At 33.9% G+C, this 15,076-nt stretch carries 13 protein-coding genes; 1 reads left to right on the top strand and 12 read right to left on the bottom strand.

Annotated elements, in window-relative coordinates; translation table 11 throughout:
• Positions 1-43: 43 nt before the first annotated feature.
• The 12 genes from HZC47_08365 to HZC47_08310 form a co-directional block, all read right to left on the bottom strand.
• Positions 44-2,590 carry a PAS domain S-box protein gene (locus tag HZC47_08365; GenBank protein MBI5680891.1) on the bottom strand — a complete coding sequence of 849 codons (2,547 nt, stop codon included), beginning with the start codon at positions 2,588-2,590 and terminating at the stop codon, positions 44-46.
• Between the two features lie 615 nt (positions 2,591-3,205).
• Positions 3,206-3,868 carry a carbonate dehydratase gene (locus tag HZC47_08360; GenBank protein MBI5680890.1) on the bottom strand — a complete coding sequence of 221 codons (663 nt, stop codon included), beginning with the start codon at positions 3,866-3,868 and terminating at the stop codon, positions 3,206-3,208.
• 166 nt (positions 3,869-4,034) lie between these two features.
• The gene (gene tatA, locus HZC47_08355) at positions 4,035-4,304 is read right to left on the bottom strand and encodes a twin-arginine translocase TatA/TatE family subunit (GenBank protein ID MBI5680889.1); all 270 of its coding nucleotides are present in this window, start codon (positions 4,302-4,304) and stop codon (positions 4,035-4,037) included.
• Positions 4,305-4,316: 12 nt separating this feature from the next.
• Entirely contained in the window at positions 4,317-5,057 is a 741-nt protein-coding gene (gene tatC / locus HZC47_08350; protein ID MBI5680888.1) for a twin-arginine translocase subunit TatC, read from the bottom strand.
• Entirely contained in the window at positions 5,042-5,524 is a 483-nt protein-coding gene (locus HZC47_08345; protein ID MBI5680887.1) for a hydrogenase maturation protease, read from the bottom strand. The genes tatC and HZC47_08345 overlap by 16 nt, the downstream gene beginning before the upstream one ends.
• Positions 5,525-5,543: 19 nt before the next feature.
• Positions 5,544-7,043: a nickel-dependent hydrogenase large subunit gene (locus HZC47_08340; protein MBI5680886.1), complete on the bottom strand. Its 1,500-nt coding sequence runs from the start codon at positions 7,041-7,043 to the stop codon at positions 5,544-5,546.
• A 9-nt stretch (positions 7,044-7,052) separates the two neighbouring features.
• Entirely contained in the window at positions 7,053-7,985 is a 933-nt protein-coding gene (locus tag HZC47_08335; GenBank protein MBI5680885.1) for a twin-arginine translocation signal domain-containing protein, read from the bottom strand.
• Between the two features lie 379 nt (positions 7,986-8,364).
• A complete protein-coding gene (locus tag HZC47_08330; GenBank protein ID MBI5680884.1) occupies positions 8,365-9,045 on the bottom strand; it encodes an endonuclease III in 681 nt (226 codons plus the stop codon).
• Positions 9,027-9,947: a hypothetical protein gene (locus tag HZC47_08325; GenBank protein MBI5680883.1), complete on the bottom strand. Its 921-nt coding sequence runs from the start codon at positions 9,945-9,947 to the stop codon at positions 9,027-9,029. Before HZC47_08325 ends, HZC47_08330 begins: the two co-directional genes overlap by 19 nt.
• 49 nt (positions 9,948-9,996) lie before the next feature.
• Complete coding sequence (locus tag HZC47_08320) at positions 9,997-10,479, bottom strand: GTP-binding protein (protein MBI5680882.1); 483 nt, start codon at positions 10,477-10,479, stop codon at positions 9,997-9,999.
• 55 nt (positions 10,480-10,534) lie between these two features.
• On the bottom strand, positions 10,535-11,809 hold the full coding sequence (gene aroA / locus HZC47_08315; protein MBI5680881.1) for a 3-phosphoshikimate 1-carboxyvinyltransferase: 1,275 nt from the start codon (positions 11,807-11,809) through the stop codon (positions 10,535-10,537).
• Positions 11,810-11,825: 16 nt separating this feature from the next.
• Positions 11,826-14,495, bottom strand: a complete 2,670-nt coding sequence (locus tag HZC47_08310; GenBank protein ID MBI5680880.1) for a valine--tRNA ligase — start codon at positions 14,493-14,495, stop codon at positions 11,826-11,828.
• Positions 14,496-14,701: 206 nt separating this feature from the next.
• Here HZC47_08310 and HZC47_08305 point away from each other — a divergent pair, with 206 nt between their 5' ends.
• Complete coding sequence (locus HZC47_08305; GenBank protein ID MBI5680879.1) at positions 14,702-15,064, top strand: hypothetical protein; 363 nt, start codon at positions 14,702-14,704, stop codon at positions 15,062-15,064.
• Positions 15,065-15,076: the final 12 nt, after the last annotated feature.

Raw genomic sequence — 15,076 nt, 5'->3', positions numbered from 1 at the left:
CAAAAAAAATATTTGGAATATACTCTTAGATTTTTGGTTTTGCTCAATCCTCTGAAACAGTTTCTAAAAATTTTTCAACTATTTTTCTATGTTTTTCTTCACTTCCACGAATTTTTTCTTCTAATAATTGACGATTAATAGCAATAGCATAGAGATCTGTTAAACGTTCTACCAATTCTAGATCTTTTTTAGTATAATCATGATCTGCATTAGCTAAAGCAATTTGACCTACTAATTTATCCTCTATCATCGCAGGAGCGGATACAAAATTGTTGATTGCGATATGGTCATCAGGGGTTCCAGTTGATCTTGGATCCCAGGCTGGATCGTTTGTGAGGATTGACTCTTTGTTATTCAACACCCAACCCCACAATCCCTTAAATTCCTTAAAAATTGTTTCTTTATCTTTTTTTTTGAATTCTTTCCGGAAATCTCGTTTAAGGGTAGGAACCATTAGATAACCTGTTTTAGGATTTATATATCCAACAAAACCATATTGGCTTTGGGTTAGATCTTTGGCATGTTCTAAAACAAGATATGAAATATCATCAATTGAGGCTTGAGACAGGAGATTTCTTGATAATTTAGCCAGAGCATTGTTAATTGAAACTTCCCGTGACAAGGTGGTTTCCATCTTTTTACGTTCAGTAGTGTCACGTGCTGAAGTTAAAACAATATTTACATCACCTTTCTCATCAAATTCCGGCACTAACAATGCATCTATCCATATACCTTTCGGGAGTTCGAATTCAATGTGGTTATTTTTTTTTGTTTTGAATACTTTGTCAATAGCTTTCTCCCACAATTCCACTAAATCCTTTGGAAATTTCATTTCATAAAGTGTTTTACCTATAAAGTCCTCTGGCATAATACCTGTAAACTTTTCAACAATGGGATTTACATAAAGGTGTCTGTGCTCTCTATCATGACGTATGATAAGGTCAATTGAATCATCGGATAAAGCCCTGAAACTTTCTTCGCTATGTTTTAAGGCGTTTTCCATTTTTTTACGTTCAGTCATATCAATAAAACTTTCAAGAAGGCATTCGCGCCCTGCTAATTTTATTGGAATCACAGTTTTTAATATGGGTATTTCATTGCCTTTAACATCTAAAAGAACACGTTCAGAATTATCTACAACTTGATCAAGGTCGCTGATGGGGCATTTACCTTCGTCAGCAGGGCATATGTATCTGTGACATATATTCCCCATAATTTTTTTCTTTGAAACACCTATGAGATCGGCTGCTACTTGATTAACATCAAGTATTTCATGGGTTTTCTCATCAACTACAATAATACCAGTGTGGACTGAAGAAAAAATGGTTCTTTGATATTCTTCACTCTCCTTAATAGCTTTTTCGGCCATTTTACGTTCAGTGATGTTTCTAATAATTGCAGTAGGAATTTCTGTTTCTCCCACTCTTGTTGACGAAATTGAAAGCTCTATAGGTATTTTGATTCCGTCTTTTCTTAGTCCTTCAAGTTCTACAGTCTTTCCTATAACAAAACTTGCACCAGTTTTCCTATATTCATCAAATCCTTCTTCTTTTTCTTTTTTATAGCTTTTTGGAACAATTGTCATTAAGCTTTTTCCAAGTATTTCTTTTTCATTATAACCAAATAATCTCTCTGCTGCAGGATTCCACATAGTGATCCTCATTTGCATGTCAACAGATATCACAGCATCAACACTACTATTGACAAGTCCACGATACTTATTTTCACTTTCCCTTAAGCTCTCCTCTGCATGCTTACGTTCAGTGATATCTCGTGCAGTAATTATAACAAACTTTACTTCACCTTTTTCATCAAATTCAGGTACTAAAAAAGCATCTATCCAAGTACCTTTAGGAAGTTTTAATTCAATAAGATCATTGGTTTTGGTTTCAAAAACTTTATAAACAGTCTCTTTATACAGTTTAACTAAATCATCAGATAAACCAAGTTGTACAAACTTTTTGCCAATAAAATCCTCTGGAGGAATACCACTTAGCTTTTCAATTGTTGGATTCACATAAAGATTTCTGCATTCTCGATCAAAAAGCATGATAATATCAAAGGAAGTCTCAGCTAATGTTCTAAAACTTTTTTCAATATCAGTTAAAGCTTTTTCTATTTGCATAAGTGCATCATTATCTCTCACAGTACCTTGGAAAACACTTTTTGGACCATAATTTTTAAGTTCAGTGACAACTATTTCAACAGGTATAATCTTCCCCTTTTTAGTATGTAAATTAACTTCTAAAATAGGAAATATTTTAGCTTCAATTATCTTTTTTATTCCTTTACTCAAGATTTCAGCCGATTCAGGGTATATATCTTTCAATTTCATGGATAAAAGCTCTTTTTTAGAATATCCTGAAAGTTGAATTAGCCTTTTATTTACATCCAAAATCTTCATATCTTCAGAGAAGATGTTTATTGGAACTTTAGAATTATTAATGGGAAACTTATATCCCTCTTCAGATTCTTTAAAAATCTCCTTTAAATGTATTTTTTCATTGAAATTATCAGGTTCTACAAAGATGTATTCTGATTTCTTAGATCTATCTACATCTTGATTTTCTTTCTTTTTTTTATACTGCATAATAACAAAACCAAAATCATGGCTGCTAACACTATTTTTTTTGAAAAAATATATAACTTATTATTTAATAATGGAAATTATTATATGTAAATAGAAATCCAAATATTATTTATTTTGGATTATGATATTATTCAGATTCTAGTCATATTATTAATTGTTTAATGTATATATATCTAACAAATTTAAGTAAGGATACTGAATTTAGTAATATTGTATCTTGAATTTTGAGATTCATTTTTTTATTAGTTATTTATTTAAAGTTTAGATTATGGAAACACATATTATTAGGGTATTATTTACTGTTTAAGCAAATACTATCAGTTATAAAATGCTTTAAATTCATTTGTTATAAAAAAAAGTCTTATTTAATTAATAATTTTTAAATCCCCTTTTTTTAATCTTTATGTTGGGCTTTTTTGGAGAATATATTTAAGATATTTTAGAACTTTTATTATCAAGTCCAGTATTTGCGAAGTTTATCCACTTTTAAAGTCATTAAAATAAGATCATCATGCCCAAAAAAATAAAAAAACAAAAAAACTAATGGGATATTATTAACTCATTTATCATTAAAAAAATAATGGGGGGAACATGTTAAACTGAGTTAATATCCCATTAGCGTTTGTATGTATTTGTCAGTTCTTTATTGACTTTCACTACGTCTGGAGGTAGCTCTTTGAGAGTTTCTGGAACTTCTGTTAGTGCATCTGCTTTTGCTTGGTCGTCGATTATTGCACCTGCTGGTACATATTTACCATCGGCTATTTTTACATTATTTGTCACCACAGCATTGTGTAGTATAACACAATTTTTACCTATGGTTGCTTTGAATATCACTGCACCGAAGCCAATAAAACTTTTGTCGTCAATAAAGACAGGACCGTGAATTATACTGCCATGTGCCATTGAAACTTCTTTTCCAACATAGACAGAATAATTTTTACCCCCAACAGTTACTCGAGGGTCTTTAAGACCATGTATAATCACACCATCTTGGATGTTTGAACCATCACCAATGTAAATAGGTGATCCTTCATCGCCACGCACTGATGCGAATGGTCCAATGAAAACGTTACTTCCAATAGTCACGTCTCCGATTATTCTGGCTGAAGGATCCACAAATGACGTGGCACTGATTTGTGGAGACATAATTTGTGAATTCCATGACGTTATTGGGCTTGTAGAAATGTTTGGGGTTTTAGAAAGCCCATATAAAGATGCAGCCAATGCAATAATGGCCAAACAAAGTGAAATTAAGATTAGGTATTCTTTCTTCATTTTTTTAACCTCCATTTAAGGGCATTAAGTTATATAAATATTACATATACTAAAAAATTATATAGGCAAACTAATGAATCGTTTAAACGTTCATTAAAGAGTATCCTATGAGATTATAGGCAAACTAATGAATCGTTTAAACGTTCATTAAAGAGTATCCTATTATTCATGCTTTTGTTTCTGATTTTTCAGCTGTTTTAGTTGTTTGCACTGTTTCTTCTTTAGATTCAGTTTTTATTTCCTCTTTTTTCTCTATTACTTCTGCTTCTTTTGGTTCTTCTTTTATTTTAAACTCTGACTCACGTTGAGTTCTTTTAAACTCTCCAAAAGCTTTACCCATTCCTTTTGCAAGTTCTGGAAGTTTCTTTGAACCAAAAAGGAGCAGGATCACAAAAAGGATTATTAAAAGTTCTGGCATTCCAAGTCCACCAATCATTTTTTCACCTCCTTAACCAACGGATGCATCATTTGTAACCTCCATTTTCTTATCTCTGTGCATGTATTTAATCAAAAGAACACTTATTTCAAAGAGAATGATCATTGGTAATGTGACAATAAGCTGAGTAAACGGTGTGGGGTCTGGTGTTAAAATTCCTGCGATAATCAAAATACCAACGTAAGCTCCTTTTCTGTTACCTGTAAGGGTATCAGAATAGATTAAATCAAGGGATGCAAGAGCACAACAGGCAAGTGGTAATTCAAAGAGTAGCCCAAATACCAAAATCATTAGGAGTACAAATGATATGAAATCTCCTAAACTTAAAAGAGGTATAACACCGGAGGATGTTGCATAGCCAATAAGAAATTTAAGTGTTACTACAAGCACAATTTTGTAAGTAAATATAGCTCCAATTCCAAAAAGTATCAATGCGGGAGGTATTGTTTTAATTAAAAAAGAATTCTCAGAACCTTTAAGAGCTGGTTTTAAGAATTTCATAGTTTCATAGATAATGTATGGAAGGGCAATTACAAATGCAACAAGCATACATACTTCTATTTGTGCCCATATGGCTTCTAAGGGGCCTATTACAATCAAACGCATTCCTTCAGGTAGTAAATCATTTTGAATTCTAATAAGAATTTGATTGGCAAATGGGAACGTAACAGCAGATATTGCAATAATTACAATAGCAATTCTTATTAATCTACTTCTCAGTTCGTCGAAATGCGTAATCAGTGGTTCTTCCATATTTCATCACCCTCATTTAGGAAGTTAGTTGTAATTAAATTCACAGTTTTTTCCATGCTTTTTATAATTTTTTCTGAAAGTTCTAATGATTCTTCAATTTTTTGGATTCTAACGCCAATGATACATATTTTATCCAATAGATTGTCTGAATAGACAGATTCTATCATTGAAAATATATCTAACAGATTTAAATCATGTCCAGAAAAGTAATATTTTTCATTTGTTTTCATTATCTCAGATGCCTTCATTAAAATGATTCTTTCAATTTCATGATTGGATCTAACAGCGTCCACCACAATTATTTTGTCATATTTTTCAATTAGGCTGAATAGGATTGCCCCATAAGCTCCAGCATCTATTATATCCACATAATTTGGAAGGTTCATCATTTTAAGTCTTTGGATTATTCTTATTCCTACTCCATCATCTCCAAGCAATAAATTTCCAAAGCCAACTATGCATATCATTTTCCCACAAAAAAATAAGTTATAGATGGCGTTTTTTAGTGCCATCTGGGTTTTTAATTTCTATCATGTGGGAGGAACATGAACAACATGGATCAAATCCTCTTATGCTTCGGCTTGCATCTCCTAAAAGTAGTTTTTCGTCTTCTGTTGGTTCACGCCCTAGCAATTCTATTGTTTCTGGTCTTATCTCCACGAGATCGTCTGCTACAGCTTCTTCCATAGCTCCTGTGTTTGCTGTAGTCGGTACCATACAGTCGTATGATGCAGTCTTTAAATCAGATCCTACTTGTATGCTGTGTATTAGTGTTCCACGAGGTGCTTCAACTATGCCCATACCAGTTCCTGCTTTCTCGTTTGGAGGTGAGTAACTGTCTACCTGAGCTATGTTTGACCAACCGCCATTTAGAATTCTGTCAATCATTATCACGGTTTCTATAAGCCGGGTTATGTGCCTGTTTCTTGTTGAGGGAGATAATATGTCGTTTGCACCAACACCCCAACTACTTGCGATGCTGTCTACGGTAGATTTTACAACGCTGTCACCAGCCTTGTATGCTACTGCGAGTCTTGCAAGAGGTCCTACTTCACATACATAGTTTACGCCGTTGTGGGTGTAGTATGGTCTTTTGGTGTAGCTGTAGTTTGTTGGAAGGTTTATAACGCTTCCGTAGGGGGTTATGATTTCTTCTTTCACATTTGCTGGGTTAAATGGAACTATGGTGGCTGAGTTAAAGTCAGTTGGATTTGAAGGATTTCTGATTACAACTCCTCCTGATGTTCCAAAGTATGAAAATGATCCAGAAACACCACTATAGAAAGGAACACCAGAACTCAAGTAGTTACTAGGTCTTACACCAAAGTCGTTTGGTAGATTTAATAGAGCACCCTTTAATGCACCTAAAAGAGAAGTTGCATAACTTTGTATTTCTTGCATTCGTGCTCTGATCTGTCCAATTTCTGTACTGTTTGGAACTTTTGTCTGTCCTCCAGGAATACATGATGCAGGGTGAACAGGTTTTCCTCCAAATACTGCTACACAAGCCTGTGCCTTGTTGTGGGCACTTATTATGTTAGGAAGTTCTTGATCTATTATGCTCTGTGGTAGAATGTCCTTTCCAGCAAGTACAAAGAAGTGCAGTAGATGACTGTGTACTGTATGAACTGCAAGCATGAATCTTCTTACTGTCTTTGCATTGTTAACTATTTTTGTGCCATAAGCGGCCTCAACTGCACATGTGCTTGCCATGTTGTGAGGCACGGGGCAAACACCACATATCCTTGGAACTAGTTTTGTAACAGTGTCTGGCTGTTCTCCAACTGCAAATTTCTCAAATCCTCTAAATTCTGTGACACAGAACTTTGGATACCTTGCAGCATTATCTGTTGGTAAATTTAAAGTTCCGTCATTAGGTGTTAAAAGATTTTTTACTTTTAATTTTCCAGCTTCGTCCAAGTAGGTTTCTAATTCAAGTTTTCCATCGCCTTCAATTCTAGTTACGGGTTTTATTTCAACTGCCATTTAAATCACCTACTTACCCATCATTCCTGTTTTATTTAGTGTTGCATTTGTGGTTGCGTTTGTTGTATTTCCACTAGGGGTTTGGTTTCCAGCTCCATATTGATTTCTCATTTGTACTTGACCTTTAACATAATATGGTGTTACTGGGTACTGGTCTCTGTAACATCCTATACAAATATCATCAACCAGTGTACATGGTGCTTTTCCACCAGTGCTTCTTGTAGCTCCACATTGCCATGGACTATCGTGACCCTGGCATCCAAGATGTTTTTTACATCCGGGCTGGCCTAGCTCACTTGCTTGAGGGCCTTCAGGATCATAGATACATGGATCACATACTCTTCCAGGTTTTATGGCTTCGCCAATAGCTCCACCAGTTACCATGTACCATATTTGTTCTGGTTGTGGTGGACATCCTCTGATGTATGCATCTACTGAAATTACTTCGTTTATAGGATGAAGATCTAAAAGACCTTTTCTTGAATTCAAACCAGGGACTCCGCCGTAGGATGCACAATCTCCTAGTGCAACAACCTTAGTTGATATCGATCTGGCGTGATCCAGAAGTTCTGAAGACTCAACTGTGGGGCCTGCAATACCCTCAATTATACAAATATCAAGGGAGCTAATATTCTCAAATGATTCAGCAAGAACATCTACTAGAAGTGGTGCATATTTTATATCTATTGTTGGTAGTATATCGGCAATAGTTGGGTTTGAAGAGCTAATATTCCTTATATCCATTCCAAATTCTGTTAAAGAAACCTGACATCCTGCACAGGTTCCAAGTTGGACTATTCCTACTTTTGGAGAAGCCGCAAAGACTTCTTCCATGGTTGCTTGTCCACCAAATAGTGTTGCCACGGTCCCTGCACCCACAGCCTTCAGGAATGTTCTCCTATCTATTGGATGATCCAATATTTTTTTAAATTCTTGTTTCATACAAAATCACCTATGTATTACTTTTTTTTGTGTCATATACTCAGTTCAAATTTCTGTATTACAATCGCTATTATCACTAATCATCCTTTAATACTTTTCCATTTGAGTTAATAGGAAAAGCTTATATATTAAAACAAAAACAAGGTCTTTTATATGAAATTTTACTTTAATTGTATTATAAATTTATTAAATATATTTTACAATATTTTTCATTTAAAAATTCCCTTTATCACCAAAATTATGTCTATCATTATTGTATTAGTTTAATATATATAAACATAGAGTATGGAGCGAGGTAAATGTTAAAAGCAATCACATAACTCATTTTTTAACTGCACTAATTAACTGATAAAGGGAGTTTTGATCAACCGCTCAAAATTTATGATTTTGGCGCCGCGAAACGGAGTTTCGTTGGCTTTTCTAAAAGGTTGTAGCAATCACATAAATCAGCTATGGGGCATTCCTCATGCTTTGGCCCAATTGGCCTGCAAATATCCTGCCCAAAACGCACAAACTTCTCATTTAAATCAAGCCAGTAACATTCAGGAACAATTTTTGCAAGTTCAAACTCTGTTTCATCAGGATTTTTTGTATCAACAAGTCCTAAACGGTTTGAAATCCTGTGCACATGCACATCCACAGGAATAGCATTTTTTCTAAATCCATAAACAATAACACAGTTTGCAGTTTTCCTTCCAACTCCTGGAAGACCTAATAATTCATTTATATCACAGGGAACAACATCATCATAGTCTTCATGAATAATTCTTGAAACTTCCTTAACCCTCTTTGCTTTAACCCTAAAAAAACCCGCCTTTTTAATTAATTTTTCAATTTCCTCAGTGGGAGCATTTGCAATTTCTTCAGGCGTTTTATAAACAGAAAAAAGGGCAGCTGCAGCTTCATCAGTATTTTCATCACGTGTTCTTTGGGATAAAATAGTTGTAATCAACACTCTAAACGGATTTGGATTTTTTGCAGGCTGAGCAACGTATTTATCTAATCTTTTCATGATCTCTTTGATCTTCTTTTGAATTTTAATCACCCTTCTTCTTTCCATTTTTTGTGTATTGAAGGACAAACAGTGTAATAATTGCAAAAATTGCATTTCCAATTATTTGCATCTCCAACAGAAACTGGGTCTCGTTTCCCTGCCCAATATTCAAGTGCCCATTTCATTCCACGTGAAAAAAATCGTTCATCAAATCTGTATCTTTCTTTGTGAACTTCTTGAAGTGTTTTTTGATGTATATAATTAATTTCAATGGTTTCTGATAGTGGAGGTAACTTGCTGGCATTTTTTAGCATTTCATTAATTAAATTTCCCACTGAAAGAAGAGTTCCATATGTTTTCCATTGATTTTGTGGGATTTCAAGGCTTTTCATATATTCTTCGCTTAAAATAAGTTCATTAAAATCATTTTCTATTAAATCAACACCATATACTTGCCAGAAATCTCCCATTTCAGTCTCTTTATTTATCATGGAGTTTAATCCATACCAGTAAATCATTCCCTGCATTTTATCACGGATTATTTGTTGAGGAGATGGTGGATTTAGGCTTTTACGGGTTTTCATCTCTACTACTTGTGTTTTTTTAATTTTAACTCGTTTATTATCATGAATTTCAATTTTTTCTATTTCCCTTACTTCATCAATGATTCCCATTAAAAGTGCAGAATTAAATTTGGAAACTATGGGAAGTTCACGGGTTAAACCTTCTTTTTTGTAAAGTTCCAGCCCTACAATGATGTTATGAATATTAGAATGAAGCTTATCTCCAGGAGTCTTGATATCAACAACTATTTCTTCTAAAACCTCAAGAAAACGGTCTTTGTGAATTTCACTGCCCTTCTCTTTTTCTGGCGTGGAAATTTCTCCATATTTACGCCTTAAATCCACAGCCATTTCACACCAAAACTGGCTGGCAATTGTTGAGGGCCCTAAAATAATTGAAGACATGTTATCATCTTAAATAAATTAAAATTGGTAAAAAATAAATTTTTATAAGTTAATTTTCCATTAAGTCTAAAAGAACTTCTAAACCTTCATGAATTCCTTCTCCAGTTGTTGCAGTGGTTGGAACAACAGGAATATCCTGATTTATATGTTCTGATTCAATATTTCCAGGTACTATGTCCTGTTTGTTGCTGAATACTACGTAAGGAACGTTACTCGAGTTTAAATTTTCTAATATTTTTATATCTGTATTTGTAACACCTTTAGAGTTATCTATAACTACAATCGCACCATCTAATCCATTTGAAAGAATTTCACGCATGAATTGGAATCTTTCTTGACCAGGAGTGGCAAATATATGGAATCTTTGGTTGTTAATTATTGTATTTCCATAATCAAGTGCTACTGTTGTTCCTTTACACTCAATTTTGGTTATTTTTTCATTTTTACGGTTTAAGAGAGTTTCTATTGTGGTTGTTTTCCCGGAATCTGCGGATCCAAGAATGACAATTTTTGTTCCCTTTTTCTTTTGCATCATTTTTTTCAACCTGCATTATCATTTTACAGATGTATCTGCATTATTTATGCAGTTATATCTGATTAATTTTACATCCAAGTTCCTTCATGCCTTCTGGGAATTTTGGGAAAGATACATCGTAAACTGAAGCATTTTCTATTCTTACGTTGCCGACTTTAAGTCCAACAAGTGAAAGAGCCATTACTAACCTGTGATCTCCATGAGATTTAACAGTCCCTCCTGTAGCTCCGCCTTTAATAACAAGCCCGTCTTCATTTTCTTTAACATTGACTCCAAGCTTTGAAAGTTCAAGAGCACAGGTATGAATCCTGTCAGTTTCTTTAAATCGAGCATGTTCCACGTTTTTAATAATGGTAATGCCTTCAGCTATTGCTCCAAGTGCTGCAACTGTTGGTAGTAAATCTGGTGCATTATCTAGATTCACTTCAACACCATTAAGTTTCCCATGTCCACGTATTACTACTTCATCTTTTTTAAAGTTAACCTCAGCACCCATATCTTTAACAATATCTAATATCTGTTTATCGCCTTGCTTTGAATCTTTAAAAAGATTTTTAATTCTTACATTAGATTCAAGTGCTGCTGCAGCCCCAATAATGTACGATGCTGAAGAATAATCTCCCTCAATTGTATAATTTCTGCCTTTGTAGGCTTGAGGTTCTACATGGAATGAATTATTTTTTTTATCATAATCCAGATTAACTCCAAACTTTTCCATAACATCTGTGGTCATATCAACATATGGTTTGGAAATAAAATCTCCTTTTACGTGTATATCCACAGGATTTTCAGCATAAGGGGCAGCTATAAGTAGTGAAGAAATAAACTGAGAACTAACATTACCTTTTATGTCAGTTTTACCTCCTTTAAAACCACCTTTAATGCAAATCGGAGGTTTTCCATTTCCTCTAAGAGAAAATGCTCTAACTCCCAGATTTTCAAGCGCATCAAGCAAATCCTGCATTGGTCTTGTTCTAAGAGAACTGTCACCAGTTAAAACAGCATAATTGGGAGCAAGAGAAGACACAGTAGTCATTATTCTAAGTGTTGTACCTGAATTTTTAAGATCAAGCACATCTTCTGGTGTTTCTAAGATTCCATTTGTCCCATTTACAATACAATCATTTTCTTTTTCTTTAATATCACATCCAAATGAATTGCAGGCTTTTAGGGATGCAAGAGTGTCTTCTGAAAGGAGAGGATCTTTTAATACGGATTTTCCATCTGCAAGAGATGAGATTATAATTGCTCTGTGAGTATAACTTTTTGAAGGAGGTGCTTTAATCACTCCTTCAATTGATTCTGTTTTTTGAATTTCAAGCTCCATGGAATCACTTTAAGTTTTAAACTATTATTTCAATAATAACATCTAAATTATCGGCATGAATCACTTCTACCTTTTCACCAGTCTTACCCACAACTTCTTTTTTAGCTTCAATATGGCTCCATGTTAATTTACAGCCTTCAACTAAAATTTCTCCTTCTTTATCCAGAGTCGCTACAATATCGTCCATATTTCCGGATTGTAAATATTTCACAATTTTTGGAGCATCCCCTTTAAATTCAGGACCTATTTTTGCCATTTGAGGGATAATTTCAACGACTTTTTCTTTAATATCTGGTTTTCCAGACATTAAATTCAAATCAGTTACCCTCATGGTACCTTTAATATCAGAAACTAAAAACTCTATTTTGCCCACTAAATTTGAATTAGAAGTGTATATATTCACAGTTTTAAGTGGAGTGTTTAGAGACATTCCTTTAGACGATTTAAACCTTCTTAACTCTCCTATTAATTCTACACCAATTTCTCCAATATATTCAGTCTCATCATCAACTAATTCTCCTTTAAATTCAGGCCATGATGTTTTATGAATACTTATATCTGCATCGTCCATGTATTGGTATATTTCATCTGTAAAATGCGGTGTTAGTGGAGCTAAAAGCTTTAGCGAAGTTAATATAACTGTTTGAAGCGTGTACTGTGCAGCTTCTTTTGATTTTTTAAGTTCAGGAGAATCTCCATAAAGCCGGTATTTTACGGCTTCAATGTACTCATCACAGAAATCATGCCATATGAATGTCTGAATTTTATTTACAGCATTTGCAAAGTTGTAAGACTCGATGGAATCAGTTATATCGTCAACTATTCTGTTTAATTTGGATAATATCCATTTATCCATAGGATTTAGATTTTTTAGAATTTCTTCTTCACTCATACTGGTTTTAAAACCTTCAATGTGCATGTTAATGAATCTAAATGCGTTCCAAAACTTTCTTATGAATTTATAGCCATATTTTACATCTTTCCATGCAAAGGGAACATCTGATCCTGGAACACTGTTTGCAGCCCATAGCCTAAGGGCATCAGCACCATAATCTTCTAAAATAGCTTCTGTTGAGATAACATTTCCCCGTGATTTACTCATTTTATGGCCGTCTTCACCAAAAACCATTCCATTAACAACTATTTCATCAAAAGGTCTTTTTCCAGTAAGTGCTTTACATCTAAGGATAGTATAGAATGCCCATGTCCTTAATATATCATGTCCCTGTGGCCTTAAAGCTGTAGGATAATAATTTTTAAATTCATCATCTGGCCAGCCAGTTATAGAAAGAGGACTGATTGAACTGTCCATCCACGTATCAAGAACATCAGTTTCTCCAATAAATTCGTTATTACCACATTCACAGCTATCTTCCGGTTTATCTTGGGTTGGATCAACTGGTAACATATCAATTGTTGCTATATTAACTTTTCCACACTCGCTACAATACCAGACAGGAACGGGGGTTGCAAAAATTCTTTGACGGGAAATACACCAATCCCAATCCATGGAACCTGTCCAGTTTAGGAGTCTTGTTTCCATATATTGAGGAGTCCATTTTATCTCATCTGAAACTTCTTTTATATCATCAATCAGTTCTTTAACAGCTACAAACCATTGATTTTTAACCAGTATTTCAATTGGAGTTTTACATCTCCAACATAAACCAACATTCTGCTCAATATTTTCCTGTTTTTTAAGATAACCTTCATTTTTAAGGTCAGCTATGATTTTTTCTTTGCATTCTTTAATATCAAGACCAGCATATTTTCCTGAAACTTCTTGCATTATACCTTGTTCATCAATAGCTTCAATTATATCAAGATCATACTTGTTCACCCATATAACATCGGTTTTATCTCCAAAGGTACATATCATAACTGCCCCTGTACCAAATTCAGGATCAACTTCTGTATCTGTTATTATTTCAACTGAACGGTTAAATAAGGGTATTTTAATATGTTTTCCTGCAAGGTCTTTGTATCTTTCATCTTCAGGATGTACAACAACAGCAACACATGCAGATAAAAGTTCAGGTCGAGTGGTTGCTATTAAAACACTGTTTTCACCATTTTCAGCAGGAAATTCTAAATAATTTAGATTTGTTTCATTTTCATGATACTCTACTTCTGCAAAGGCTATTGCAGTTTCACATCTTGGACACCAGTTTACTGGATGAATTCCCCTGTAAATAAGCCCTTCTTCATGCATTTTTAAAAAAGAAAGCTGTGTACGTTTCATATATTCAGGAGTCATGGTTACAAATTCCCGTGACCAGTCCTGTGAGAAACCAAGAGATAACATCTGGGCTTTCATCTGCTTAATATTTTGACTTGTAAGCTCTACACACATTTCCCTAAATTTATCCCGTCGAACATCGCCTTTTTTGATATTATGAGTTTCTTCAACTTTAACTTCAGTAGGAAGTCCATGACAGTCCCATCCTTGGGGAAAAAGCACATCATAATCTTGCATTCTTTTAAATCTTGCAATTATATCAATATAAGTCCAATTTAGGACGTGTCCCATGTGGGTAGCGCCTGTAGGGTATGGTGGAGGTGTATCAATAATGTAATTAGGTTTTGTTCCGTCACCTATGAACTTGTATGTGTTGTCGTTTTGCCATTTATTTTGCCAATGGGTTTCTTTTTTATGATCATAGTCCTTTGGAATATCGTTAGTCATCTTATGTCTCCTCTATATAAATTTAAGAACAAGTAAGATTAATATAGTATGTGTTAAATTAATTGACTATATAAACTTAAGAAATTCAGTAATTCAATTAATATATATAACAGAATTATAATTTAAATGTAGCTTTAAAAATAGTAGTTTAAATGAAATTATATAAAAAAATTTAGTAAACTTATTCCTTTAAAACGGTGATATTAATGGAGATGTTATGGTTTTATATTGCAGTGGTTCTCGCTATTAGTGATGAAATTCACAGCAAAATAATGTGGAGCCTTCTTGCAGATTTTTACATAGTATTTGCAGGTATAATCAAAAGAAATGTAGCATCTAACATTAGACTCTGGATTATTCATGAATTCCTTGAAGCAATGTTTCATTTTGTGGTTCTTTCGGTAGTATTTTTATCCATTGAAATAGGAATATTGGCAGCTTTAATTCATATGGTAGTGGATTTATATCATGAGCTTTCAGGCAGTAAGATGAATCATTTACAGCATAGAGCACTGCATTTTACTGTAGAATCTATATTTTTCATATTGATATTAGCGCCCTGGAGCTAAGACATCAATTAA

It is taken from the genome of Methanobacterium sp. (assembly GCA_016222945.1).
Classification (GTDB): domain Archaea; phylum Methanobacteriota; class Methanobacteria; order Methanobacteriales; family Methanobacteriaceae; genus Methanobacterium_D.
This window is presented reverse-complemented; position numbering and strand designations above follow the sequence as displayed.

Excerpts from the sequence above, each read along its gene's own strand:
- HZC47_08365 (MBI5680891.1), bottom strand. The coding sequence starts at position 2,590 with ATGCAGTATAAAAAAAAGAAAGAAAATCAAGATGTAGATAGATCTAAG.
- HZC47_08360 (MBI5680890.1), bottom strand. The coding sequence starts at position 3,868 with ATGAAGAAAGAATACCTAATCTTAATTTCACTTTGTTTGGCCATTATT.
- tatA (MBI5680889.1), bottom strand. The coding sequence starts at position 4,304 with ATGATTGGTGGACTTGGAATGCCAGAACTTTTAATAATCCTTTTTGTG.
- tatC (MBI5680888.1), bottom strand. The coding sequence starts at position 5,057 with ATGGAAGAACCACTGATTACGCATTTCGACGAACTGAGAAGTAGATTA.
- HZC47_08345 (MBI5680887.1), bottom strand. The coding sequence starts at position 5,524 with ATGATATGCATAGTTGGCTTTGGAAATTTATTGCTTGGAGATGATGGA.
- HZC47_08340 (MBI5680886.1), bottom strand. The coding sequence starts at position 7,043 with ATGGCAGTTGAAATAAAACCCGTAACTAGAATTGAAGGCGATGGAAAA.
- HZC47_08335 (MBI5680885.1), bottom strand. The coding sequence starts at position 7,985 with ATGAAACAAGAATTTAAAAAAATATTGGATCATCCAATAGATAGGAGA.
- HZC47_08330 (MBI5680884.1), bottom strand. The coding sequence starts at position 9,045 with ATGGAAAGAAGAAGGGTGATTAAAATTCAAAAGAAGATCAAAGAGATC.
- HZC47_08325 (MBI5680883.1), bottom strand. The coding sequence starts at position 9,947 with ATGTCTTCAATTATTTTAGGGCCCTCAACAATTGCCAGCCAGTTTTGG.
- HZC47_08320 (MBI5680882.1), bottom strand. The coding sequence starts at position 10,479 with ATGCAAAAGAAAAAGGGAACAAAAATTGTCATTCTTGGATCCGCAGAT.
- aroA (MBI5680881.1), bottom strand. The coding sequence starts at position 11,809 with ATGGAGCTTGAAATTCAAAAAACAGAATCAATTGAAGGAGTGATTAAA.
- HZC47_08310 (MBI5680880.1), bottom strand. The coding sequence starts at position 14,495 with ATGACTAACGATATTCCAAAGGACTATGATCATAAAAAAGAAACCCAT.
- HZC47_08305 (MBI5680879.1), top strand. The coding sequence starts at position 14,702 with ATGGAGATGTTATGGTTTTATATTGCAGTGGTTCTCGCTATTAGTGAT.